Origin of the sequence: Actinophytocola sp. (genome assembly GCF_036555685.1) — a bacterium.
GTDB lineage: Bacteria > Actinomycetota > Actinomycetes > Mycobacteriales > Pseudonocardiaceae > Actinophytocola.
In genome coordinates this window covers 19,466-42,047 of sequence record NZ_DATBKY010000316.1, presented here as the reverse complement: position 1 = coordinate 42,047, position 22,582 = coordinate 19,466, and the positions used below count along the sequence as shown (strand labels likewise).

Below are 22,582 nucleotides of genomic sequence, written 5' to 3'. Positions count from 1 at the left end.
CCCGCCGATCACCGCCAGGACGGCGACCGTGGCTGCGCCCGCTGCGCTGCAGGCGAGACACGCGGGTCGCCGGAGTGGAACGCCTCCCACCACCGTCGGCCGGCCGCGACGAAGTCCTCGACCGGCACGGGAGTGCCGTCCGCGCGCCGCGCGGCCACGTCCGTGAACTCCACCAGGCCCTCGATGCAGAACGACTCGTCCGCCGTGCCGCACTCGTTGAACCAGTACAGCGAGTGCGTGCCGTCGGCGGGCGGGCCGAGCGTGAGGTCCAGGCTCACCTCGTCCGGCCAGTCCGCGCGCAGGTCCGGCGCGTCCAGGAACTCCCACCCGTACAGGTCTCCTGTCCGCGTCAGCGAGGCGAAGAACGCCTCGACCGCAGCGAGGTCCGCCAGCGGCAGCGCCGGGCCGTAGTCCACCTGGCCCGGTACGTCGTGGCGCAGCAGCACCCGCACCCGCGACACCCCGGACAGCACCAGCGCCCGGCGCGTGTCCGGGTCCGGCGGGCCGTCCTCGGGCAGCGCGAGCACGTGCAGCAGCAGGCTCACCGCGCGGCCCTGCTCGGCGCGCAAACCGACGACGGTGGCCTCGTTGAGCGCGACCTCGAGGTCGTCGGGCACGCCCACGCGGTCAGTCCCTCGGCTGGTGCCGCGCGATCCACGCGACCGCCTGGGTCCGCCGCTCCATGCCCAGCTTCGCCAGCACCGACGTCACGTAGTTCTTCACGGTCTTCTCCGCGAGGAACAGCCGCTCCGCGATCTGCCGGTTGGTGAGGCCCTCGCCCATCAGCTCGAGCACCCGCCGCTCCCGCTCGGTCAGCGCCGCCAGCTCGTCGGTCTCCGCCGAGCGCCGCATCCGATCCAGCACCCGCGCCGTCGTCACCGGGTCCAGCAGCGACCGGCCGGCCGCGACCTCACGCACGGCGTCCACCAGGTCCTGCCCGCGCACCTGCTTGAGCAGGTAGCCCGACGCACCGGCCATGATCGCCTCGACCAGGGCCTGCTCGTCGTCGAACGCGGTCAGCACCAGGCACTTCGGCGCCGGATCCCGCTCGCGCAAGGAACGGCACAACGCCACGCCGTCACCGTCGGGCAGCCGCACGTCGACCACCACCACGTCCGGTGAGGTCGCCCCGATCCGGGTCAGCGCCTCGTCGACGCCGCCCGCCTCGGCCACCACCTCGATACCCGGCTCGCCGTCCAGCAGGTCTCGCAGCCCGCGCCGCACCACCTCGTGGTCGTCGACGAGCGCCACCCGCACCGGCATGCGCCCAGACTATGCCGTGCTACGCCGTGGCCACCCCCATCAGGTTGTGCAGCTTGCCGACCACCGCCCGGCTGCCGTCGAGCTCGACCGCCGAGTTGCCGACCCGGCGCCAGAGCCACCGCAGCACCGCGTCTTCCGACCCGCGGACCACCGCCTCCGCGTCCGCCGTGTCCCGCTCCACCGTGACCACGTCCGGGCCGAGCTGGACCAGCCAGCTGCCCGCCTCCGTGTCGAGCCGGACGGTCGCCCCGTCGCAGTCCGCCAGGTGCGCGGCGAGGTTCTCCGGATACGCGATCGTGTCGTAGGCGAGGAAGCAGACCAGCACCTCGTCGATGCCGTCCGCGGCGAGATCCGCGGGGACGGGTAACGGGTCCACGCCGGCCGCGAGCTCGGCGTCGATCCGGTGGATCACGGTCTCCTGCGCCATCCGCCGGATCCACCAGCCCACGGTCTGGTCCGGCTCGTACCACGTCGGCGCCGGGTCGTCCGGCTCGTGCGCGGCGAACTCCGCGGTGAACTCCGCGTAGGCCTTGTCCAGCTCCGCCAGCGGGTCCGCGCCGAGTTCCGGCGCCCACTGCTCGGGTATCGCGCCGTTCCGGACGCACTCGGTCTTGTGCAGGTACACCGCGGCCACGTGGGTGGCGAGATCGGCACCGGTCCACTCGGGGCAGGTCGGCACCCGCTCACCCAGGGCGGCGGGCAGCACTTCGCGCAGCCGCCGGTAGTCCGCGTCCAGGCAGGTGAGAAGTCGCTTTTCGTCCACGGTGGGCACTCAACCACGCCCCACTGACAATTCCGGACGAGTGTCCACGGCTACAGCTTGCGCAGCCGGACCCGGCTCACCCGGTGGTCGGCGTCCTTGCGCAGGACCAGGCCCGCGCGCGGGCGCGTCGGCAGGATGTTGTGCACGAGGTTCGGCTCGTTGATCTCCCGCCAGAGCCGGGACGCCTCGGCGCGCGCGTCCGCGTCGGTCAGCACCGCGTAGTGGTGGAAGTGCGAGGTCGGGTCGGCGAACGCGGTGTCGCGCAGGGCGAGGAACCGCTCGACGTACCAGCGCGCGATGTCCTCGGTGTGCGCGTCGACGTAGATCGAGAAGTCGAACAGGTCCGCCACCGTCAGGCCCTGGCCCGGCAGCAGTACGTTCAGCCCCTCGACGATGAGGATGTCCGGCCGGCGCACCACCTTCATCCGGTCCGGCACGATGTCGTACGCCAGGTGCGAGTACACCGGCGCCTGGACCTCGGGCGCGCCGGACTTCACGTCGGAGACGAACCGCAGCAGCCCGCGCCGGTCGTAGCTCTCCGGGAAGCCCTTGCGGTGCATGATGCCGCGCCGCAGCAGCTCCGCCTTCGTGTGCAGGAAACCGTCCGTGGTCACGAGGTCCACGTGCGGGTGATTCGGCCAGCGGGCGAGCAGGGTCCGCAGCAGCCGCGCGGTCGTCGACTTGCCGACCGCGACGCTGCCCGCCACGCCGATCACGAACGGCACCTTCGTCGTGCCCTCGCCGAGGAACGACGTGGTGGCCTCGTACAGGCTCTGCCGGGCGGCCACCTGCAGGCTGATCAGGCGCGACAGCGGCAGGTAGACGTCCACGACCTCCTCGAGGTCGACCGGGTCGCCGAGCCCTCGCAGCTGCACCAGCTCGTCCAGCGTCAGCGTCAGCGGGGTCGATCTGCGGAGCTCGCGCCACTGCTCGCGGCGCAGCTCGACATAGGGGCTCAGGTCGCCACCGGAACGCGCCGGCCGCACGTGGGTCGCCCGCATTACCCAAACGTAAGGCGTCGTGACAGGTTGGGCACTGTGACGCCGTACACCCTCCGCCGTCTCTCACCCGCCGATCGAGTCATCGTGGTGCCCCTGCTCGAGCGAGAGTGGGGCGGGGTGGAGCTGGTGGCGCTATCGCTCGGCGGCGTGGTCGACGCCAGCAGGCTGCCCGGCTGGCTCGCCGAGCGCGACGGCGAGGTCGTCGGCCTCCTGACCTACCTGACCAGCGGTGACGTCGTCGAGCTCGTCACGATCAACGCCTTCACCGGCGGCGGCGTGGGCGCCGCGCTCCTCGAGGCGCTGGTCGAGGAGGTTCGCGGGTCCGCCGCGAAGGTGCGGGTCACGACGACCAACGACAACACCCGTGCGCTGCGCTTCTACCAGCGGGCCGGCTTCCGGCTCACCGCCCTGCGGCCGGGCGCGGTGGACGAGTCGCGCAGGCTCAAGCCGCAAATTCCGGTGCTCGGCCACGACCGTATCCCCATCCGGGACGAGCTGGAGCTCGAAATGGAGTTATCGCGATAATTGCATGAGTCGGACGCTGAAAAAGGGAGCCGGGCGCGGGCTCCCCTTTCCAGGATCAGCAGTTGACTAATTCCGGACTCTGGTTGAGCAGCTGTGCTCGCGGGCTGATGAACTCGCCGTACTCCCGGTGGGCCGCCGGGTCGAACATCGCGAGCCGGTGGCAGTTCTGGAAGGCGAGCCGCACGTTGAAGTGCCGCTCCACCGCCGCCCGCATCGCATCGCTGCCTACCAGGCGCAACAGTTGCCCGCGGGATGCCTCGTCCGCCGGTGCGGCCTGGTTGTCCGCGAAGGGCCCGCCCCCGTTGGCGAGCCGCTCGGCGACCTCGGTGACCACGGACCAGGCGTAGGGCAGCGAGTCACGGATACACGCGATGAAATCGTCGTCGGACACCGGTCCGCGCTGCGCCTTCTCGAGCAACGCGGGGGACACCGTTAACGACATTCGACCTCCTGGCTCGGAATCCGGTCGCCACTCAGCTAACCGGTCCCACGGCATTTTGGCGACCACCCAAAGTGTGAATTTCGGGGGTGCAATTCCGTCACCACAGGTCGCCGGCGACCGGACCGGCCGGGCCGGAGGTCCGGGAACACACAGGCACCGCGGAGCGTTAGCACTCATGACGGCCGACTGCTAATGAGGCCGACGAAGTACCAGGTCAGAACCTTGGAGGTTGGTAGGAGATGGCTCTCCCAGTTCGTTCCGGGTGGGATCCGTTCGGCTCGCTCGTCCGGCAGTTCGACAGTGACTTCGACACGCTCGTCCGCCGCGCGTTCGCCGGCTCCGGTCAGGCGGCGTTCGTCCCCGCGGCCGACATCGTCCGCGACGGCACCGACGTCGTCGTGACGCTCGAGCTGCCCGGTGTCGACGTCGAGAAGGACGTCGAGGTCGAAGTCTCCGACGGCCGGCTGCTCATCACGGGCCGGCGCACCGAGGAGCACCGCGAGGACAACGGTGGCGTGCTGGTCCGCGAGACCCGTACCGGTCGGTTCCGCCGCGCGTTCACGCTCCCCGAGCACGTCACGGCAGACGACGTCGAGGCCGACTACGACCGCGGCCTGCTGAAGATCCGGGTGCGCGACATCGCGAAGCCGAACGCCGAGCCGCGTCGGATCACGATCCGTGCCGAGCGTCCCGCCGTCGAGGGCACGAGCGAGTAAGTCGCTCAAAACCTATGGCCGCGTCGGGTCGAAGACCTCGTCCCACGCGGCCATCACCTGCCTGGCGCACGTCTCCGGCGCCACCCCGCCCGTGCCGGTGCCCAGGCCCGGCAGCGCGATCGTGCGCACCACCTGCCGCACCGGGCGGTCGTCCTCCAGCCTTCCGTCGTGCCACAGCCGGAACACCGCGCGCGCCGCGAGATAGGGATGCACGGTGTCGGGCGGCAGGACCTCACCCGGCTCGCGCATCGTCGGCGCGCTGATCAGCCATGCGGGCGCCGGCGCGTCGGTCGGCACGATCAGCGCCTGCCCCACCGGAAGCTCGCCGCCATGGTAGGCGAGCACCGCGCTGCGCACGTGCTGCTCGACCGACGGAAACGTCTGCGCGTACACGGCATCGATGCCGCCGCGCATCCACCCATACGAGTTCGCGGGGCTCACCACTGCCTGCGCGTCGACGTCCAGCACCGAGCCGCGGTGCACCCATACGTCACGGCGCTCCGCAACGGCGTTCGCCCAGGCTCGCGCGAGCGGCTCCTCGACCGCGCAAAGTACCAATGCCAATCGATCGGTCGCGAGTTCCGAGCTCTCTGCCTCCGAATCGGCGGTCACGGCTCCAGCATCGCACCTTCGTCCGACAGTGCGTAATGGCATCCGGGTGATACGTAACTCGGTCGCCGACCCCGATCGGTGGACTGTCGATCACTGTCCGATACACGGGTATACGAAACCCGTTGTCCTACAAGAAAACTCGCGGCCGGCGCCGGATACCGGTGCACTCGTCGCCCGAGGACCGGTGTCGTAGGATTTCGCGTGTTGTTCATCCAGGCGGGACAAGGCCGAACGGGTGGCACGCTTGGCCCGATCGGCCGGAACCGAAAGTTCGGGGCTGCGTAGGGTGAGCCCGTGCCGAGCATTGCCTACTTCGGACCGGAGGGCACCTTCACCGAACAGGCCGCGCTGACCTACGCGCAGCCCACGGACTCGTTGGTGCCCGTCACAACCGTGCCGCTCGCGCTGGCGGCGGTCCGCGCCGGCGACACCGACCGCGCGTGCGTACCGGTCGAGAACTCCGTCGAGGGCGCCGTGTCGGCCACGATGGACGCGCTCGCCGTGGACGATCCGCTGGTCGCCGTCGCCGAGATCGTCCTGCCGGTGCGGTTCTCGATCCTGGCCCGCCCCGGGCTCCGCGCCGCTGACGTGCGCACGGTCGCGAGCCACCCGCACGCACTGGCGCAGGTCCAGGGCTGGCTGCTGGCCAACCTCGGCCGGGCCGAGCAGGTCGCGGCCAACTCCACCGCCGCGGCCGCGGTCGGCGTCGCCGCGGGGGAGTGGGACGCCGCCGTCACCGCGCCGGTCGCCGCCTCGCACTACCCGCTCGACGTGCTGGCCACGGGCGTCGCCGACCTCGACGGCGCGGTGACCAGGTTCCTGCTGCTCAGCCGCCCCGGCACGCTGCCGGAACCGACCGGCCAGGACCGCACGTCGATCGTCGCCGTCGCCGCGGCGGAGCGCACCGGCGTGCTCGCCGAGATGCTCACCGAGCTGGCGTTGCGCGGCATCAACCTCACCCGCATCGAGTCCCGCCCGCAGAAGGGCCGGCTCGGCCAGTACCGCTTCTACCTGGACCTCGACGGCCACGTCACCGAGCAGCGGGTCGGCGACGCGCTCGCCGCGCTGCACCGGCGCTGCCAGGAGCTGCGCTTCCTCGGCTCATACCCGAAGGCCGAGCCCGGCCCGCCCGCCGCGGGTGCCGCCGCGGGCCACACCGACGACGACTACATGGCCGCCGCGCGGTGGCTCTCCGAAGTGCTCGGCGGCACGGCCGGCTGAACCCGATTCAGCCGACGGGTAAATCGGTCCGAATTGTCGGGGCTCGGGTCTACAGTCGCGACGCCATATCGAACCAGCCTCGGGGAGTCGTCATGCCAGCGTCCGCGTCCGACGTCGCGGTGCGCGCGGAGGCCCTGGTCAAGACATTCGGGTCCACCCGCGCGCTCGACGGCATCGACCTGGAGATACGTACCGGCACCGTGCTCGGCCTGCTCGGGCCGAACGGCGCCGGGAAGACAACCGCCGTGCGAATCCTGACCACGTTGCTGCGGCCCGACTCCGGCCGCGCCTGGGTGGCGGGTCACGACGTGCTCGCCGAACCCGATGCCGTCCGCCGGGCGATCGGCCTGTCCGGCCAGTACGCCGCCGTCGACGAGAACCTCACCGGGTTCGAGAACCTGTACATGGTCGGCAGGCTCTATGGCAAGAACAGGGCCGACGCCCGGTCCCGCTCGCGGGAGCTCATCGGCCGCTTCCGGCTCGACGACGCCGCCGACCGGCCGGCCAAGACGTACTCGGGCGGCATGCGGCGCCGCCTCGACCTCGCCGGCGCGCTCGTCGCCGAGCCGGAGGTGGTGCTGCTCGACGAGCCGACCACCGGCCTCGACCCGCGCGGCCGCCTCGACACCTGGGAGGTCATCGGTGAGCTCGTCGCCGAGGGCGCCACGGTCCTGCTCACCACCCAGTACCTCGAGGAGGCCGACCGGCTGGCCGACACGATCCTCGTGATCGACCACGGCAAGGTAATCGCCACCGGCACGGCCGACCAGCTGAAGGCCCAGGTCGGCGGCGAGATGCTGCAGATCGTGGTCGCCGAGCAGGGTGAGCTCGAGGCCACCAAACGGGTCCTGGCCGACCTCGGCTCCGCCGAACCGGACGTCAACACGCACAGCCGCGAGGTGCAGGTTCTCGTCGACGCCGGGCCGAAGTCGCTGATCGAGGCGCTGCGCCGGCTCGACGCCGAGGGCGTGGTCGTGCTCGACGTGAGCCTGCACCGCCCGACGCTCGACGACGTGTTCCTGTCCCTGACCGGCCACACCGCGGAGGAGCAAGCATGACCCCCCGCCGCTTGCGCGCTTCCCAACCGCACCTGAGGGGAACGGGGCGCAACGCAGCCACCGGTACGTGCGGAACCGGGTCGTTCGAACTCAACGCGACCGACAGGTTTGATTCCGGGGAGGCGGAACCCGTATGACCGTGCTGTCCCAGGGGATCCGCGACGGCGGCATCGTCGCCTGGCGGAACCTGCTCAACGTCCGCCGCAACGCCGACTGGCTGTTCGCCGCGGTGATCCAGCCGATCATGTTCGTGCTGCTGTTCGCGTACGTCTTCGGCGGCGCGCTCGGCGGCTCGGCGTACCGCGAGTTCCTGATCGCCGGCATCTTCGTGCAGACCACGGCGTTCAACTCCGCGTTCACCGTCATCGGCCTGTGCAACGACCTGCAGAAGGGCATCATCGACCGCTTCCGCTCGCTGCCCATGTCGCGGCTCGCCGTGCTGCTCGGACGGACCACGTCCGACCTGGTGGTCAGCGGGATGGCGCTGCTGATCATGTCGCTGTGCGGCCTGCTGGTCGGCTGGCGCATCCGCGGCAGCTTCCTCGACGCGGTGGCCGCCTACCTGCTGCTGTTGCTGTTCGGGTTCGCGATGTCGTGGATCGGCGCGCTGATCGGGCTGTCCGTGCCGAGCGTCGAGGTCGCGCAGAGCGCCGGGATCGTGTGGCTGTTCCCGGTCACGTTCATCTCGTCGGCGTTCGTCGGCGCGGGCACCATGCCGGGCCCCCTCAAGCCAATCGCCGAGTGGAACCCGTTCACGGCGGTCATCCAGGCGGTTCGCGACCTGTTCGGCAACGAGGCGCCGCCGAACATGGCGCCGCCGCCGGGTTGGCCGAGTGAGCACGCGCTGCTCTACGCGGTGCTCACGTCGCTCGCGATCCTGGCCGTGTTCATCCCGTTGTCGGTGGCGAAGTACCGCCGGGTGGCGAGCAAGTAGGTCAGGCCGCGACCGTCGGCTCGGGCGGGGTCGGCAACCGGTCGAGCTCGAAGCCGAAATGCGTGCGGTACGCCTCCCGCACCGCGTCGTCGCCGGCGAGCACCGACTCGGTCCGCTCGCCGGCGGCCGTCGTGACCAGCCGGTTACCGGAGATCGTCACCCGGCCGTCGTCGGTCAGCCGCGAGCACGTGAGCGAGCGGGTGAAGTGCGAGTCCGGCGAGGTCTGCTGCCACCAGCAGGTCGGCGCGAAGTCGGACAGTTCGCGCGCCCTGGCCTCCACGCGGTACTGCGGCGTGCCGTTCGTCAGCACGTCCACGTCCCCGTTGGGCGCGTCCACCACGAGGAACTCACCGCCCGGGTCTGCTTGCGGCTCGGGCCAGTCCTGGCGCAGCGGGTAGCTCGCGTGCGCGCCGAACCCGACGTCGACCAGGAACCGCTCGTCGAGGTCCACCCGCAGCACCGCGTGGTCGAACGGGTGCGTGAGCGCGCCGTCGGGCGTGAATACCTTCGCGGACAGCAGTGTCACGCGGAACCCGAGCGCCCGCAGGAGCTGCGCGAACAGCCCGTTCAGCTCGTAACAGAACCCGCCGCGCCGCCGGTCGACGATCTTGCCGACCAGCGTCGCCTCGTCCAGCACGATGGGCTCGCCCAGGTGGATGCTCAGGTTCTCGAACGGCACCGTTCGCTGATGGCGCACGTGCAGGTCGCGCAGCAGGTCGATCGTCGGCTCTCCGGGCGCCGGCGCACCGATCCGCTCCAGGTAGCGCCGCACGGTCTGGTCGTCCATGGCGCCAGCGTGCCTTCTACACCTAGGTGGAGGTCAAGGACGTTTCAAATGACACGTTCAAGATCTCGACTCGAGTACGATAAGACCTCTGTGGCAGGAATGTTTCTTCTAATTGGACACTTTCACCGAAAGTCTTGACGGATCTCTGCTGTCCAGCCCTAATAGATACAGCACCGACGACGTCGGTCGGTGAAGGTTTCATCACGGTCGAGGAAATGGTGAGAGGTGCCTGAATTGACCTGACGACCCGTCGGCGCTGCCGGGTCTCGGCCGCGCCCTCCGCTGCCCTCGGCCAGTGGCAGCACGGAGGGACTGTCGGGAGGTGCGGGCATCCATGGGTACATTGCTTGTCGTTCTGGTCGGCCTTCTCGTTCTGGTTATCGTCACGAAGTTCTTCATCGGCAGAACGCGTGTCCGCGAGCTCGACCGCGATTTCTCCCTGGAGCTTTCGTGCTCGCGTGAGCGGGCGCGGGAAGTGGCGGCCGGCGCCGCGCGGGGCGTGATGTGGCAGGTCGAATTCACCGACAACGGCCTCTACACGCGGCACATCTTCGCCCGCAACGTCATCCACGTGTCGATCTCCAGCCATCCGGGTCGGGCCGGCCGGTGCATCGCCAAGGTGTGGACGCGGGTCCGCCTTGCCGACGACGGGGTGTTCTTCCTGCGCGCCAGGTCGTACCTGGACACCAAGCGCAAGCGGGACAAGATCGTCCGGCTGCTGTCGGCCTACGGGGTCAACACGAACGGTCGCGACGCCACGATCGGCTGAACAACCTGGGCAAACGGTCACCGACAAGCCTCGGTGACCGTTTGTTGTTGTCCGATCGCGGGTAGTCCTGGTTACCAAGCAACCCGAGAGCGGGTCGGCACGTCCTCTCAGTGAAGGCATCCAGAGGTTTCGGGGCCAGGTCTGGAGGCGAATCACCATGCTGCGAAACAGGATCAGCCGGGTCGCGGTCGTCTGCGGCGGCGTCGCCGTCGCGTTGTTCATGGCGGGATGTCAGGACAGCGCGAGCAACGCGCAGGATCCGGGCGTGCCGTCGATCTCCGAGGCAGCGGAAGCGCCGCCGTCCACGACCGAGCCGCCGAGCACGGCGACCTCGAGCAAGGGACCCGAGGCGCAGCCGCCGGTCGACGGCACGGTCAAGCCGGGTGGCGAGAAGCCCGCGCCGGCGTCCGACCCGTCGGAGTGCAAGGTGGCCGACCTCAAGCTGAGCCTCGGCGGCGGGGACGCCGCGGCGGGCACCATGTACCGCGAGCTGCGGTTTACCAACAAGGGCAGCCGGACCTGCAAGATCCAGGGCTTCCCTGGTGTGTCCTATGTGGCCGGTGAGGACGGGCATCAGGTCGGCCCCGCCGCGTTCCGCGAGGGCACCAAGGGCGCGGCGATCAGCCTGAAGCCGGGTATGACGGTGTTCGCGCCGGTCGGTTTCGTGCAGGTGCGCAACTACGACCCGGCGGCGTGCAGGCCGACCTCGGTCCGCGGCCTGCGGGTGTACCCACCGCACGAGTACGACTCGATGTACGTGGCAGCACCCGGCACCGGCTGCGCGGGCAACCCGCCCGGCAACCAGCTGACCGTTGCGACTATCCGGGGCTAGCTCATCAGGCCTGTTCGCCAGGCCCACGCGGCGACCTCGACGCGGTTGCGGGCACCGATCTTCGCCTGCACCGCGGCGAGGTGCGTCTTGACCGTGGACAGCGACAGGTAGAGCTCGGCGCCGATCTCGGTGTTGGTCAGCCCACGCGCGGCCGCCTTCGCCACGTCCGTCTCGCGTTCGGTCAGCGGCTCGCTCGGCGCGTCGGCGGGAGCGGCCGGCACCGCGTTCGTCGAAGCGAAGTGACGCAGCAGGCGCACGGTGATCTGCGGCGACACCAGCGCGTCACCGCGGTGGGCCGCCCGGACCGCCTCCAGCAGCAGCGCCGGGCCGGCGTCCTTGAGCAGGAAACCGTTGGCGCCGTTGGACAACGCGGCGTTGACGTACTCGTCGAGGTCGAACGTCGTGACCACGACGACCTTCAGGGGGTCGGCCACGCCCGGCCCCGCGAGCGCCTTGGTCACCTCGAGCCCGTCCATGCCCGGCATGCGGATGTCGAGCAGGCACACGTCCGGCCGCAGCTCCCGGGCCCGCGCGACCGCCGCGATCCCGTCCGCCACGTCTGCCACGACCTCGATGTCGTCCTGCGTCTCCAGGATCATCCGGAACCCGGCACGCACCATCTCCTGGTCGTCCGCGATCAGTACCCGGATCATGCCCCCTCTTTCCGCAACGGCAGCCACGCCTCGACCGACCAGCCGACGTAACCGCTCGGCCCCGCCTCGAACCGGCCGCCGAGCAGCTCCACCCGTTCCCGCATGCCGACCAGACCGTAGCCGCCCGACCCGCCGGCGGGGTTCGCCGGCCGCTGCGCGCCGTCGTCGGTCACGCGGATGTGCAGCTCGTCCTCGGTGCTCGCAACCCGAACCCGCACGTCGGTCGCACCCGGCGCGTGCTTGCCGACGTTGGTCAGCGACTCCTGCACCAGCCGCAGCACCGACCTGCCGACCTCGTGCGGCAGCTGCTCGGGCAGGTCGAGCTCGAGCGTCGGAGCCGGGCCGATGTAGTTCTCCGCCAGCGCGCGGATGTCGGCGTCGAGGTCGGTGGTGGCCTGTCCGGTCGCGTCGGAGTCACCCGCGGTCCACGCCGCGGTGCCGTCGCGCAGGCTCCCGACGAGCGTGCGCATGGCGGTCAGCGCCTCGGTCCCGCTGCGCTCGATCTTCTCCAGCGCGGGCACGGCGACGTCCGGGTTCCGGTCCGCGACGAGCAGCGCGGCCTGTGCCTGCACGACGATGCCGGTGACGTGGTGGGCCACCACGTCGTGCAGCTCGCGGGCGAGTGCCATCCGCTCGCCCTGCTGCGCGGAGGTCACCGCCGCCTTGACGGTCTGGCTGCGTTCCCGGTCCCGCGAACGGAAGTACCACCCGGTCGCCACCGATACGACGAACAGCAGGCCGAGGAACAGCAGGATGTCGGGCGCGAGCGTGCCCCGCAGGACAAGGCCGACCACGTTGGTGAACGCGAGCGCGGCGGTGGCTCCGGCGGCCGCTCGCAGCTCGAGGTAGCGCACCGCGTAGGCGGTCATCGCCATGCTCGCGGCGAGCCCCGTGAACGACAGCGGCAGGCCCGGCCCGGCGCCGCCGAGGACGAGCATCGGCGCGGCGAGCGCGACCGCGCCGAGCAACGCGTACCGCAGCGGGGCGCGGGGTGCGAAGAACGCGCACACCCCGGCGAGGGCCGCTCCGACGAGCGAACCGAACCCCGCGAGACCGGTCTGGCCCGCCTGGAGCAGCAACAGCACGGCGAGTGCGGCGGCGAGCGGCCACTGCTTGCGGATGAGCTCGTCGGTCTTCGTCACGACCCGGGTGTGACTGACGCGCCGCAGGTAGGCGCCGATGCCGACGGAAAGCAGCAGGACGCACAGCCCGAACACGAGTGAGCTGTAGAGGTCTCCGCCGCTGATGAGCTCGTAGGGCGTGGTGCAGAACGTCCCGTCGCACGGGTTCCCCCGCACGCTCATCGCGATGAGGCCGGCGAACACCAGAAGCGCGACGCAGCCGGCCGAGACGAGCGGCGAGCACCGCCACACGACCAGCACGACGAGCGTCGCCCCGGCGAGCAGCTCGGAGAGCACGATGCCGTGGATGCCGAGCGAGACCGGGACGGCATCGGCGTAGCGGATGACCGCGGTGGAACCGACGAGCACGGCCGCGCCGGTCATGGCGCCGGTCACCGGCCGGGTCAGCGCGATGTACGCGCACACGCAGAGCGCGAGCGCGCCCGGCAGCGCGGGCAGGCCCTCACGCAGGCTGTTCGTACCGGCGAGCGCGAGGTCGACGAGCAGCGCGGCGCCGAGCAACGCGGCCAGCCAGCGATGCGGCACCGGGATCGGTGTCATGCGCAGAAACGTATTGGACCCGCCCGGCCCGCGCCTCGGCCGACCGGCGGGCGCGGGGTCAGCCGATCGGCCAATGGCCTGCCGGCACACGGTGACCGGTCGGCCGGCGGGCGGTGCCTGATCGACCGATCCGCCGGCCTGCCCTCCGGAGCGACGCTGTGACCAGGACGTTCACGGAGGTGGGAGATGTTGCAGGCGATTCTGGTGTGGAGCGGGGCCGTGGTGGCGATCGTGGTGCTGCTGCTGATGGCGCTCGGGCCGGTCATCGTCGAGGTCGACTCGTGGTGGTACGCCCGTCGACACGAGCGGCGCCGGGCGAAGCGCGCCGCGCGGACGGCCCCTTCGGTGCCGTCGGCTCAGCCCGCTCGCCCGGCTGCCTGATTCCCGGTCAGAACAATGCGATCAGTATGAGAATCACGACGACCGCGATGACGATCGGCACGATCGGCATCGGCCGGCGCCGCGGTGCCCGACGCCGGTGACTCCGAACCCAGCTGCTGCGGCGGAAGAGGCCGTTGCTACGCCGGTGACTGCGAACCCAGGTCATGTTCCACCTCCGTCACAACCAGGTGTATCCAGGTTGCGCCGGGTGGAAACGTCCGGTTACTGCATGATCGCGCGGCGCAGCCGGTTGAGCGCCCGGTGCTGGGCGACCCGGACCGCGTCCGGCGTCGTGCCGACGGCCTCGGCGGTCTCCTGTGCGGACATGCCGAGCACGACGCGCATGATCAGGATCTCGCGCTGGCGGGGCAGCAGTGTGCGCAGCAGGCCGCCGGTGTGCTCCACGAGCTCACGGCGGAGGGCGATCTGTTCCGGGCTTTCCTCGACGTCTGGCATGTCGGGTGTCTCCGCGGTCGGCAGCGAGCGGTCCCGCGCGGCGGCGCGGTGGACATCGGCCACCTTGTGCGCGGCCACGCCGAACACGAAGGACAGGAACGGGCGGCCGAGGTGGCGGTAGGTCGGCAGCGCGCGGTACACCGCGAGGCAGACCTCTTGCGCGACGTCGTCCGGCGAGCTGACCGGACGCACCCGGCCGAGCTTGCCGCGGCAGTAGCGCACCATGATCGGGCGCAGGTAGGTCAGCAGCTCGTGGGTTGCCACCGTGTCCCCGGCCGAGGCGGCAACGGCCACCGCGTCGACGTTGCCCCGGGTGACGGGCCGCGACCACGTCCCGGGGATCGGCTGGGCGGCGAGCTCGGCCTCGAGTTCGGCGATCGCCGAATCGGCCAGGGCCGCCGTCTCCGGCTCGGCTGAGACCGTCTCCGGCTCGGCAGTGCACAACATCGCGCCTCCATGAGGGTCACCCCGCGGTTGTGGTCACACCAAGAGAGCACGATCCAGGGCCACAAATACGTTGAAAACGAAGTTGCGGCCCCGTGGAACGAAGTTGTCGCCCTTTTGGGCATAAGCCCTGAACTGGACGTGTTTTGTTGGTTACCGTCAGCGCCCGGGAACGAAAATGTCCTGCCGGACGAGGTGGTGGTCGGAGGCGTCGTTGAGCCGGGCGAGCGGCGAGTCGGACGTCGGCCAGAAGACCTCGCCGTGGAGCGGGACAAGGCCGCGTGAGGGAAGCACGTAGTCCGCCCGGAGGTTGCCCGGCGCCTGGTCGTTGAAGTCGGCCGTGTCGAAGAACGGGTCGCTTCGGTGCGTGAGGTTCGCGCCGCCCTGCTCCTGCGCCGCCCGCTCGCCGCCGACGCTGCCGGGCATCGGGTCGATCACGCGTGGTGCGTTCAGCAGCTGCTGGATCGCGCCGGGCACGCTGTCGCCGTCGAGTGGGTCGGAGTTGTTGTCGCCGGCGACGACGAACCGCGCGCCTGGCTTCAGGCCGCCGCGCCCGCCCTTGTCGTCGTAGATGTAGCCACCCTTGCCCGGGGTCACGTAGTCGGCGAAGAACCGGATCTCGTCATGGTTGCGCGTGCCGTTGCGGTCCTCTGGGCCGTCGAAGGTGGGCGGGGTCGGGTGCGAGACCAGGAAGTGGACGATGCGGTGGCCGATCCGGATCGGCAGATCCCAGTGCGACTTCGACGACAGCCGCAGCACGTTCAGGATCTCCGGCGAGTACCAGTCCTTCGGTGCCGGCGTGGCCGGGTCGTCGGGCAGCATCGCGTTCGGCATGTCCGCCCAGCGGAACTTCTGGAACGTGCGCACCCCGCGGGTGTCGATCGGGTACTTCGACAGCACGAGCATGCCGAACTGGCCCTCGAACGCGCCGAAGCCATGCGCGTCGTCGCCGGTGTCGGTGCGGCCGTCGCGGTTGAGGTCGAAGCCGGTCGGCACGCCGGTGTTGGACGGCGCGACGAACGCGTACGGGTAGTGGATCGGCCGGGCGCCGTTCTGCCCGCGCTCCAGGTAGTTCTCGCGGAACAGGTCGGCGGCCGCGTGGTCCGGCACGAAGTCGAACTCGTTGATCAGCAGCACGTCCGGCCGGTTGCGCTGGACGACCTCGGCCACCTCGCGGGCCTGCGCGTTGTCCGGCGTCGACAGGTCGGTCACCAGCTGGCCCGCGGCGGCGCGGTTGAGCGAGGCGTTGAAGGTCGCGAAGCGGACGGGCTCGTGCCGGTTGTGATGTCCCGCCGGAGCGGCCTGCGCCGCGGGCGCGGTCAGCGCGCCGGCTGCCAGTGCCAGCGCGGGCACGATCCACAGTCGTCGAATCATGATCCACCTCCAGGATCGGCCCCGTCAGCCATTGCGCGCCGCGGCCACAGCGGGTGATGCCCGAGTGAACACCCGCCCGTGCGGTCGGACCATCCGCCATCGGTCTGAATCGCAGGGCGCCCGGGTCGCCCGGCGATACGGTGACGTGGTGACCGAATCCCCCGGCACGGTCGTGCGGACTGCCAAGAGTGAGGCGACACGGACCCTCATCGTGGAGACGGCGCTGCGCCTGTTCCAGGAGAACGGCTACGCGAAGACCACGATGCGGGCGATCGCCAGGGAGGCCGGGGTCTCGGTCGGCAACGCGTACTACTACTTCTCCTCCAAGGAACAGCTCGTCCAGGGCTTCTACGACCGGATCGCCGAGCTCCACGCACAGGCCTGCGAGGAGGCGCTGAGCACCGAGCGCGAGTTCGCGCCGCGGCTGAGCGCGGTCGTGCATGGCTGGCTGGATGTGGCGGCCCCCTATCACGAGTTCGGCAAGCAGTTCTTCGTCAACGCGGCCGACCCCGACAGCCCGCTGAGCCCGTTCTCCGCGGAGTCGAGCCCGGCCCGCGAGTCGCAGATCGCGCTGCACCGCCGCGTCCTCGATGGTTCGAACGTCAAGGTCGACACCGAGCTGCGACCCGAGCTGCCCGAACTCCTCTGGCTGTACGAGATGGGCGTGGTGCTGTTCTGGGTGCACGACCGTTCACCGGACTGCCGCAAGACGCGCCTGCTCGTCGACCGGACCGTGCCGCTCATCGATCGGGTCATCGGCCTGTCACGGCTCCGCTTGCTGCGCCCCGTCACCCGCGAGATCGTGCAGCTCATCGGCGACCTAGTCCGCCCTGACTGACCTCGCCTTGACAGAGGTGGGCTCGCCGGGGACCCTTGATCCCGAGTAACTGTTACGCGAGGTAACACTTAACCGGGGAGAGTGGTCCACGATGGCCCGCGTGCTGCGACCGAAGGACCGGGAGGTCACCGCCGAACGCCTCCTCGACTCGTCCGTGCGGAACTCCTACCAGCCCGACCTCGACGTCGACTGGGACGCACCACTCGTGGCGGGCAAGATCTTCCTTCCCGAGGAGCGGGTCTCCCTGTACGGCACGGAGCTGTGGGAACGCCTCACTCCGGAAGAGCGGATCGAGCTCGCCAAGCACGAGATCGGCAGCATCACCAGCGTCGGCCTGTGGACCGAGATCCTCCTGATGCAGCTGCTCGCCCGGTACGCCTCCGACCTCGACCCTCGCAACCCGCACACCCACTACGCGCTGACCGAGATCGGCGACGAGACACGTCACGCGATCATGTTCGGCAAGGGAATCGCCCGTCTCGGCCTGCCCGCGTATGGTCCGCCCCGGATCGTCCGGAAGCTCGCCAAGCTCTTCGGCGCCGTCATCGATGGTCCCGCGATGTTCGCCTCCGTCCTCGTCGTGGAGGAGACCACCGACCGTCTGCAGCGCTCGATGCTGGACAACGACGACGTCCAGCCGTTCATCCGGATGATCAACCGGATTCACGTCGTCGAGGAGGCCCGGCACGTGCGCTACGCACGCGAGGAGCTGGTCCGCGGGCTGGAGTCGCTGAGCCGCCCGATGCTGGAGCTGCACCGTCTCGTCACGGCCGTCGTCGCCTACACGATCGTCGACATCATGGTCAATCCCGGCGTGTACACGGCGGTCGGCCTCGACCCCAGGCAGGCGCGCGAGGTCGCCCGGGATAACCCGCACCACCACGAAACCAAGCGGTGGATGGCCGAGAAGATCGTCGAGTTTCTCGGCGAGGTCGGCATGATCGGCGGCCCGTCGAAACGCTTCTGGCGTAAGGCGCACCTGCTGTAAAGCCGTCGCGAGCGCTTCGCTCGCGACCTAGCCTGAGGATCATGGCTGCGACGACGATCCCCGGGGGACATGTGGACATCCGCATGTGGACCCAGCCCGACTCTGTCGATCTCCAGGCCATGCGACAGCTGCACAACATCTCGGCCCTGCCCTGGATGTTCAAGCACGTCGCGGTGATGCCGGACGTGCACTACGGCAAGGGCGCCACGGTCGGCTCGGTCATCGCGATGCGAGGTGCCGCCTCGCCGGCCGCGGTCGGCGTCGACATCGGCTGCGGCATGACCGCGGTCCGCACGTCCCTCTCCGCGCCCGACCTGCCCGACGACCTCGGCCGCCTCCGGTCCGCTGTGGAGCATGCGGTCCCGGTCGGGTTCGCGCAGCACAAGGCGACCGCGTTCACCAGCCGGGACGCGGGCGACTGGGACAGCTTCTGGCGCCGGTTCGAGGACCTGACGCCCGCCGTGAAGGCGAACGCGGCCAAGGCGCTGCACCAGATGGGGTCGCTCGGCGGCGGCAACCATTTCATCGAGATCTGCCTCGATACCGACGACCGGGTCTGGGTGATGCTGCACTCCGGATCCCGTGGCATCGGGAATCTCCTTGCCCAGCACCACATCGAGGTCGCGCGCGGGCTCGCGCACAACCAGTCGCTGCCGGATCCCGATCTCGCCGTGTTCCTCGCGCATACACCGCAGATGGCCGCCTACCGGCACGACCTCTTCTGGGCGCAGGACTACGCGCGGCGCAACCGCGCGGTGATGATGCGGCTGGTCTGCGACGTGCTGCGCCGCCGGTTCCCCGCGGTGGCGTTCGAGGACCCGATCAGCTGTCATCACAACTACCTCGCCGAGGAGACCCACTTCGGCGAGGAGGTGCTGGTGACGCGCAAGGGCGCGATCCGGGCCGGCCGCGGCGAGATGGGCATCATCCCGGGGTCGATGGGTACCGGCTCCTACATCGTGCGCGGGCTCGGCAACGCGGACTCGTTCGAGTCCGCCTCGCACGGTGCGGGGCGGCGGATGTCCCGGAACAAGGCACGCAAGCGCTTCACCGAGGCGGATCTCGCCGAGCAGACCGCCGGCGTCGAGTGCCGCAAGGACTCCGGTGTCGTCGACGAGATCCCGGCCGCGTACAAGGACATCGACGAGGTGATCCGGAACCAGGACGACCTCGTGGAGATCGTCGCGAAGCTGCGGCAGGTGGTCTGCGTCAAGGGCTGACATACTGCAATATTGACAGTGTCGTCGAAAACTGTCAATATTGCAGTATGAACGACGAGCTGTGGACGATCGAGCAGCTCCCGGACCAGGTTGCGGCGCTGCTGGCGCACAACTACGAGGGTCAGAGCAACGGCCGGGTGCGGGAGCTGCCCAATGGTCGCACGATCAGGTGGTACACGACGATCGGTCTGGTGGACCGGCCGGCCGCCATGCGCGGTCGTACCGCCCTCTACGGGCGCCGCCACCTGCTGCAACTCGCCGCCGTCAAGAAGCTGCAGTCCGCGGGTCGCACGCTCGCGGAGATCCAGGAGATGCTGCTCGGGGCCACCGACCGGCGGCTCGCCGAGCTGGCCGACCTTCCGCCGCTGGACATCAACTTCCGTCCGGTGCCGGTCACGGTGAGCAAGGACTTCTGGAGGCGGACCGCGCACGGCCGCCCCACGGCCGCTGCGCAGACCGACGGTGACGGTGTCGAGGCCAGAGCCGCGGACACTGTCGCGAAAGCCGTGCACGGTATCCGGATCGGTGACAGTGTCACCGTCCTGCTGGACTCGGCCACCCGGGCGCCCGACGCCGATGAGCTCGCTGCCATCGAGTCCGCCGCCGCACCGCTGCTGGAGCTGCTCGGCCGGCTTGGCCTGGCGCCGACCCGAGGAGGGGAACACGATGAGCATGAACGTCGACGTCATTGAGGCGCCGGAGGCGCCGAGCCGTCCGACCGAGGACGACGGGGTCGGCTGTCTGCGGACCTCGCGCGGCAACCTGCCGCTGGAGTTGATCGACGTACGGGCCGCGATCACCGGCCTCGCCTCGAGCATCCAGCTCACCCAGGGGTTCCAGAACCCGTACGACGAGCCGCTCGAGGCCACATACGTCTTCCCCCTGCCCCCGCGCGCGGCCGTCACGGCCCTGCGGATGGAGGCCGACGGCCGCGTGGTCGAGGGCCTGCTCAAGGAGCGCGCGGAGGCACGTCAGGAGTACGACAACGCGATCAGCTCCGGCAAGCGCGCGTCCATCGCCGAGGAGGAGCGGCCGGGCGTGTTCACCATGCGGGTCGGCAACATCATGCCGGGCGAGAAGGTAAGCGTGCACCTGACGCTGGCGGGCGCGCTGTCCTATGAGGATGGTGCGGCCACCTTCCGGTTCCCGCTGGTGGTCGCGCCGCGCTACATTCCGGGCGTGCCGCTGGCCGAAGGACAGGTCGGCGACGGCGTCGCGCCCGACACCGACCAGGTGCCGGACGCATCGCGAATCAGTCCTCCCGTGTTGCTGCCCGGCTTCCCGAACCCCGTCCAGCTGGCGGTCTCGGTCGACATCGACCCGGGCACGTTGCCGCTCAACGGTGTCTCGTCGAGCCTGCACGCCACGGCAACCGACGACGCGCCGACCGGGCTGCGAGTCCGGCTCAACCCGGGGGAGCGGGCTGACCGGGACTTCATCCTGCGGCTGCGGTACGGCAGCGAGGCGATCAGCACGTCGCTGTCCGTCCTGCCCGACGACGAGGGCGGCACGTTCGCGCTGACCGTGCTCCCGCCGGCGCTCGACAAGCGGATGCGCGGCCGCGACGTCGTGCTGGTGCTCGACCGATCCGGCTCGATGGGTGGCTGGAAGATGGTCGCCGCGCGCCGGGCGGCGAGCCGCATCGTCGACACGCTCACCGGCGCCGACCGGTTCACGGTGCTGGCGTTCGACCACCAGATCGCTTTGCCGGCGTCACTGCCGGGCGGGCTCGTCGACGCTGACGACCGCAACAGGTACCGCGCCGTCGAGTTCCTGTCCGGTTTGGACGCTCGCGGTGGCACCGAGATGCTCGAGCCGCTGCGCCGCGCCACCAACCTGCTGCGCGACGACCCGGAGCGCGACCGTGTGCTGGTGCTGGTGACCGACGGGCAGATTGGCAACGAGGACGAGCTGCTACGCCTCCTCGCGCCGGGGCTGGCGGGCGTCCGCGTGCACACGGTCGGCATCGACCGGGCCGTCAACGAGGCTTTCTTGCAGCGGCTGGCCGGTTCGTCGGGCCGCTGCGAGCTCGTGGAGTCCGAGGACCGGCTGGACGAGGCGATGCAGCACATCCACCGCCGCATCGGCGCGCCGGTCGTCACCGGTCTGCGGGTCAGCCCGTCCGGCTTGGCGGTCGACGCGGACACGATGACGCCGACACCGCTTCCCGACCTGTTCACGGGCGCACCGGTCGTGATCACGGGCCGGTTCGCGGGTTCCGCCGATGGCGCGGTCACGATCACCGGCGACGACGCCTGGCAGTCGACGGTCACCGCGACGCGGAGCGAGAACCCGAGCCTGGCGGCGCTGTGGGCGCGGGCGCGGATCCGGGACCTGGAGGACCGGTATGTCGTGGGCGCGAGCGACCCCGCGGCCGCGGAGAAGCAGATCGTGGACACGTCGCTGAGGTACTGCGTGCTGTCCCGCTTCACCGCGTTCGTGGCGGTGGATCAGCGGGTGGTCAACGAGGGCGGCAAGGTGCACCGGGTGACACAACCGGTCGACCTCCCGAGCGGTTGGGAACCCCCGGGCGCTGCCATGGCGGAGGGGTACGCCGCCGCGCCGGCAGCCAGCCCGCAGGCACAGGGCATGCCCCGGATGCAGACCTTCGGCGCCGCCCCGGCGGCATTCGCCGACTCCCGCGCCCGCCGGTTCCTCCCAGACGGCGGCCCGGGTGGCGGGCACCGCATGCCGCCGCCGCAGCCACCGCTGGCGAAGCCGGCCCCACCGCCGAACTTCACAGGCGGCGACTCCCTCGACGCCCTGTCCGAGCCACCGTCGGTCGAGCAGAGCCGGTCCGACGCTTTTGTCCCGCCAGTGGCACCCCCGCCGAAGGCGCTGACGGACTTCGTGGTCCAGGAACTCCGAACCCTGACCGCAGCGACAAACGCCAACGTCTGGACCCGAGCCGGCCTGCTCACCGCGTTGGCCGAACGCATCCGAGTCCAGCTGGGCCCATGGGAAGTAGCAGGCGAGCCACAAAACCTTCGCCTGACGCTGGGCAAACTGTCCGCGGAGCTGGCGGTGCCCACGGCCGACCCGGCAGAGGTCGACCGCCGCTGGCAACACACCCTGACAACACTGGCCAGCCTGACCACGACAGCGTCGAACCCGACGAGGCAGCGCCCGACCTTCTGGAAGCGCTAGAAGCCCAACGTTGGCCGGGCGAGCGACGACCCGACGACTCGCCCGGCCAACCGAATCGACCAGGTCGAAGGGCAGGTGTTGGGCGGGTTCGCCGAGATAGCCGGGGCGAACCGGCCTTGACGCTAGCCCCAGCCCAGTTCGTGTAGGCGGGCGTCGTCGATGCCGAAGTGGTGGGCTACCTCGTGGACGACGGTGATCGCTACCTCCTCGACCACGTCGTCCTCTGTGTCGCAGATGCCCAGGATCGGCTCGCGGTAGATGGTGATTCTGTCTGGGAGAACGCCGCCGTACTGGGACGTTCGTTCCGTCAGGGCGACCCCGTGGTACAGGCCCAGCAGGTTCGGCTGCTCCGGGTCCCGGTCCTCCACCAGGATCACCACGTTGTCCATCGCCGCGGCGAACTCCGGAGGGATCAGGTCGATCGCGTCGCCCACCAGTTCCTCGAACCGCTGGCGACTCATCTCCACGGGCAAGCG

The 22,582-nt window shown here is 70.3% G+C and carries 25 protein-coding genes; 13 read left to right on the top strand and 12 right to left on the bottom strand.

Annotated features, from left to right (window positions below; translation table 11 throughout):
- Positions 1-8: 8 nt before the first annotated feature.
- The 4 genes from VH969_RS34040 to coaA are packed head-to-tail and all read right to left on the bottom strand — an operon-like array spanning position 9 to position 3,027.
- Positions 9-623 (bottom strand): hypothetical protein, encoded by a 615-nt coding sequence (locus VH969_RS34040; RefSeq protein WP_331982297.1) that lies wholly within the window; start codon positions 621-623, stop codon positions 9-11.
- A gap of 4 nt (positions 624-627) precedes the next feature.
- A complete protein-coding gene (locus VH969_RS34035; RefSeq protein WP_331982294.1) occupies positions 628-1,263 on the bottom strand; it encodes a response regulator in 636 nt (211 codons plus the stop codon).
- Between the two features lie 19 nt (positions 1,264-1,282).
- Complete coding sequence (locus VH969_RS34030) at positions 1,283-2,026, bottom strand: maleylpyruvate isomerase family mycothiol-dependent enzyme (RefSeq protein ID WP_331982292.1); 744 nt, start codon at positions 2,024-2,026, stop codon at positions 1,283-1,285.
- Positions 2,027-2,076: 50 nt separating this feature from the next.
- A complete protein-coding gene (gene coaA, locus VH969_RS34025; RefSeq protein WP_331982289.1) occupies positions 2,077-3,027 on the bottom strand; it encodes a type I pantothenate kinase in 951 nt (316 codons plus the stop codon).
- A gap of 84 nt (positions 3,028-3,111) precedes the next feature.
- Here coaA and VH969_RS34020 point away from each other — a divergent pair, with 84 nt between their 5' ends.
- Entirely contained in the window at positions 3,112-3,552 is a 441-nt protein-coding gene (locus VH969_RS34020) for a GNAT family N-acetyltransferase (protein ID WP_331982287.1), read from the top strand.
- 55 nt (positions 3,553-3,607) lie between these two features.
- Here the strand turns inward: VH969_RS34020 and VH969_RS34015 are convergent, their stop codons facing one another.
- Positions 3,608-3,994 (bottom strand): SCO5389 family protein, encoded by a 387-nt coding sequence (locus VH969_RS34015; protein WP_331982284.1) that lies wholly within the window; start codon positions 3,992-3,994, stop codon positions 3,608-3,610.
- A gap of 239 nt (positions 3,995-4,233) precedes the next feature.
- On the opposite strand from VH969_RS34015, the gene VH969_RS34010 reads away from it, so the two are divergent.
- Complete coding sequence (locus tag VH969_RS34010; protein ID WP_331982281.1) at positions 4,234-4,710, top strand: Hsp20/alpha crystallin family protein; 477 nt, start codon at positions 4,234-4,236, stop codon at positions 4,708-4,710.
- Positions 4,711-4,722: 12 nt separating this feature from the next.
- On the opposite strand, the gene VH969_RS34005 is transcribed toward VH969_RS34010, so the two are convergent.
- Positions 4,723-5,364 carry a macro domain-containing protein gene (locus VH969_RS34005; protein ID WP_414638667.1) on the bottom strand — a complete coding sequence of 214 codons (642 nt, stop codon included), beginning with the start codon at positions 5,362-5,364 and terminating at the stop codon, positions 4,723-4,725.
- A gap of 252 nt (positions 5,365-5,616) precedes the next feature.
- On the opposite strand from VH969_RS34005, the gene pheA reads away from it, so the two are divergent.
- The 3 genes from pheA (at position 5,617) to VH969_RS33990 (ending at position 8,535) form a co-directional block, all read left to right on the top strand.
- Positions 5,617-6,543, top strand: a complete 927-nt coding sequence (gene pheA, locus VH969_RS34000) for a prephenate dehydratase (protein ID WP_331982275.1) — start codon at positions 5,617-5,619, stop codon at positions 6,541-6,543.
- Positions 6,544-6,635: 92 nt separating this feature from the next.
- Positions 6,636-7,601 (top strand): efflux ABC transporter ATPase subunit, DrrA-related, encoded by a 966-nt coding sequence (locus tag VH969_RS33995; protein ID WP_331982273.1) that lies wholly within the window; start codon positions 6,636-6,638, stop codon positions 7,599-7,601.
- A 133-nt stretch (positions 7,602-7,734) separates the two neighbouring features.
- Positions 7,735-8,535: an ABC transporter permease gene (locus tag VH969_RS33990; RefSeq protein WP_331982271.1), complete on the top strand. Its 801-nt coding sequence runs from the start codon at positions 7,735-7,737 to the stop codon at positions 8,533-8,535.
- Position 8,536: 1 nt separating this feature from the next.
- On the opposite strand, the gene VH969_RS33985 is transcribed toward VH969_RS33990, so the two are convergent.
- Positions 8,537-9,322: an arylamine N-acetyltransferase family protein gene (locus VH969_RS33985; RefSeq protein WP_331982268.1), complete on the bottom strand. Its 786-nt coding sequence runs from the start codon at positions 9,320-9,322 to the stop codon at positions 8,537-8,539.
- A 334-nt stretch (positions 9,323-9,656) separates the two neighbouring features.
- Between VH969_RS33985 and VH969_RS33980 the strand changes: the two genes are divergently transcribed.
- The gene (locus VH969_RS33980; RefSeq protein WP_331982266.1) at positions 9,657-10,091 is read left to right on the top strand and encodes a hypothetical protein; all 435 of its coding nucleotides are present in this window, start codon (positions 9,657-9,659) and stop codon (positions 10,089-10,091) included.
- Between the two features lie 157 nt (positions 10,092-10,248).
- A complete protein-coding gene (locus tag VH969_RS33975) occupies positions 10,249-10,923 on the top strand; it encodes a DUF4232 domain-containing protein (protein ID WP_331982264.1) in 675 nt (224 codons plus the stop codon).
- On the opposite strand, the gene VH969_RS33970 is transcribed toward VH969_RS33975, so the two are convergent.
- Both VH969_RS33970 and VH969_RS33965 read right to left on the bottom strand, forming a co-directional pair.
- On the bottom strand, positions 10,920-11,576 hold the full coding sequence (locus VH969_RS33970; protein ID WP_331982261.1) for a response regulator: 657 nt from the start codon (positions 11,574-11,576) through the stop codon (positions 10,920-10,922). The two genes, VH969_RS33975 and VH969_RS33970, sit on opposite strands and share 4 nt — an antisense overlap.
- The gene (locus VH969_RS33965; RefSeq protein WP_331982258.1) at positions 11,573-13,258 is read right to left on the bottom strand and encodes a sensor histidine kinase; all 1,686 of its coding nucleotides are present in this window, start codon (positions 13,256-13,258) and stop codon (positions 11,573-11,575) included. Before VH969_RS33965 ends, VH969_RS33970 begins: the two co-directional genes overlap by 4 nt.
- A 186-nt stretch (positions 13,259-13,444) precedes the next feature.
- Here VH969_RS33965 and VH969_RS33960 point away from each other — a divergent pair, with 186 nt between their 5' ends.
- Complete coding sequence (locus tag VH969_RS33960) at positions 13,445-13,639, top strand: hypothetical protein (protein ID WP_331982256.1); 195 nt, start codon at positions 13,445-13,447, stop codon at positions 13,637-13,639.
- 222 nt (positions 13,640-13,861) lie between these two features.
- Here VH969_RS33960 and VH969_RS33955 read toward each other — a convergent pair whose 3' ends face one another.
- Positions 13,862-14,542 carry an RNA polymerase sigma factor ShbA gene (locus tag VH969_RS33955; protein ID WP_331982253.1) on the bottom strand — a complete coding sequence of 227 codons (681 nt, stop codon included), beginning with the start codon at positions 14,540-14,542 and terminating at the stop codon, positions 13,862-13,864.
- A 156-nt stretch (positions 14,543-14,698) separates the two neighbouring features.
- Entirely contained in the window at positions 14,699-15,913 is a 1,215-nt protein-coding gene (locus tag VH969_RS33950) for an endonuclease/exonuclease/phosphatase family protein (RefSeq protein ID WP_331982251.1), read from the bottom strand.
- A gap of 148 nt (positions 15,914-16,061) precedes the next feature.
- On the opposite strand from VH969_RS33950, the gene VH969_RS33945 reads away from it, so the two are divergent.
- The 5 genes from VH969_RS33945 (at position 16,062) to VH969_RS33925 (ending at position 22,106) form a co-directional block, all read left to right on the top strand.
- Positions 16,062-16,751 (top strand): TetR/AcrR family transcriptional regulator, encoded by a 690-nt coding sequence (locus VH969_RS33945; RefSeq protein WP_331982248.1) that lies wholly within the window; start codon positions 16,062-16,064, stop codon positions 16,749-16,751.
- A 91-nt stretch (positions 16,752-16,842) separates the two neighbouring features.
- Complete coding sequence (locus VH969_RS33940; RefSeq protein WP_331982245.1) at positions 16,843-17,739, top strand: AurF N-oxygenase family protein; 897 nt, start codon at positions 16,843-16,845, stop codon at positions 17,737-17,739.
- Between the two features lie 41 nt (positions 17,740-17,780).
- Positions 17,781-18,959 (top strand): RtcB family protein, encoded by a 1,179-nt coding sequence (locus VH969_RS33935; protein ID WP_331982242.1) that lies wholly within the window; start codon positions 17,781-17,783, stop codon positions 18,957-18,959.
- Between the two features lie 47 nt (positions 18,960-19,006).
- A complete protein-coding gene (locus tag VH969_RS33930) occupies positions 19,007-19,651 on the top strand; it encodes a MerR family transcriptional regulator (protein ID WP_331982239.1) in 645 nt (214 codons plus the stop codon).
- Positions 19,626-22,106: a VIT domain-containing protein gene (locus VH969_RS33925; RefSeq protein ID WP_331982236.1), complete on the top strand. Its 2,481-nt coding sequence runs from the start codon at positions 19,626-19,628 to the stop codon at positions 22,104-22,106. The genes VH969_RS33930 and VH969_RS33925 overlap by 26 nt, the downstream gene beginning before the upstream one ends.
- 122 nt (positions 22,107-22,228) lie before the next feature.
- Here VH969_RS33925 and VH969_RS33920 read toward each other — a convergent pair whose 3' ends face one another.
- The gene (locus VH969_RS33920) at positions 22,229-22,579 is read right to left on the bottom strand and encodes a metallopeptidase family protein (protein ID WP_331982233.1); all 351 of its coding nucleotides are present in this window, start codon (positions 22,577-22,579) and stop codon (positions 22,229-22,231) included.
- Positions 22,580-22,582: the final 3 nt, after the last annotated feature.

Excerpts from the sequence above, each read along its gene's own strand:
- VH969_RS34035 (WP_331982294.1), bottom strand. The coding sequence starts at position 1,263 with ATGCCGGTGCGGGTGGCGCTCGTCGACGACCACGAGGTGGTGCGGCGC.
- coaA (WP_331982289.1), bottom strand. The coding sequence starts at position 3,027 with ATGCGGGCGACCCACGTGCGGCCGGCGCGTTCCGGTGGCGACCTGAGC.
- VH969_RS34015 (WP_331982284.1), bottom strand. The coding sequence starts at position 3,994 with ATGTCGTTAACGGTGTCCCCCGCGTTGCTCGAGAAGGCGCAGCGCGGA.
- VH969_RS34010 (WP_331982281.1), top strand. The coding sequence starts at position 4,234 with ATGGCTCTCCCAGTTCGTTCCGGGTGGGATCCGTTCGGCTCGCTCGTC.
- VH969_RS34005 (WP_414638667.1), bottom strand. The coding sequence starts at position 5,364 with ATGCCATTACGCACTGTCGGACGAAGGTGCGATGCTGGAGCCGTGACC.
- VH969_RS33995 (WP_331982273.1), top strand. The coding sequence starts at position 6,636 with ATGCCAGCGTCCGCGTCCGACGTCGCGGTGCGCGCGGAGGCCCTGGTC.
- VH969_RS33990 (WP_331982271.1), top strand. The coding sequence starts at position 7,735 with ATGACCGTGCTGTCCCAGGGGATCCGCGACGGCGGCATCGTCGCCTGG.
- VH969_RS33985 (WP_331982268.1), bottom strand. The coding sequence starts at position 9,322 with ATGGACGACCAGACCGTGCGGCGCTACCTGGAGCGGATCGGTGCGCCG.
- VH969_RS33980 (WP_331982266.1), top strand. The coding sequence starts at position 9,657 with ATGGGTACATTGCTTGTCGTTCTGGTCGGCCTTCTCGTTCTGGTTATC.
- VH969_RS33975 (WP_331982264.1), top strand. The coding sequence starts at position 10,249 with ATGCTGCGAAACAGGATCAGCCGGGTCGCGGTCGTCTGCGGCGGCGTC.
- VH969_RS33970 (WP_331982261.1), bottom strand. The coding sequence starts at position 11,576 with ATGATCCGGGTACTGATCGCGGACGACCAGGAGATGGTGCGTGCCGGG.
- VH969_RS33965 (WP_331982258.1), bottom strand. The coding sequence starts at position 13,258 with ATGACACCGATCCCGGTGCCGCATCGCTGGCTGGCCGCGTTGCTCGGC.
- VH969_RS33960 (WP_331982256.1), top strand. The coding sequence starts at position 13,445 with ATGTTGCAGGCGATTCTGGTGTGGAGCGGGGCCGTGGTGGCGATCGTG.
- VH969_RS33955 (WP_331982253.1), bottom strand. The coding sequence starts at position 14,542 with ATGTTGTGCACTGCCGAGCCGGAGACGGTCTCAGCCGAGCCGGAGACG.
- VH969_RS33950 (WP_331982251.1), bottom strand. The coding sequence starts at position 15,913 with ATGATTCGACGACTGTGGATCGTGCCCGCGCTGGCACTGGCAGCCGGC.
- VH969_RS33940 (WP_331982245.1), top strand. The coding sequence starts at position 16,843 with ATGGCCCGCGTGCTGCGACCGAAGGACCGGGAGGTCACCGCCGAACGC.
- VH969_RS33935 (WP_331982242.1), top strand. The coding sequence starts at position 17,781 with ATGGCTGCGACGACGATCCCCGGGGGACATGTGGACATCCGCATGTGG.
- VH969_RS33930 (WP_331982239.1), top strand. The coding sequence starts at position 19,007 with ATGAACGACGAGCTGTGGACGATCGAGCAGCTCCCGGACCAGGTTGCG.
- VH969_RS33925 (WP_331982236.1), top strand. The coding sequence starts at position 19,626 with ATGAGCATGAACGTCGACGTCATTGAGGCGCCGGAGGCGCCGAGCCGT.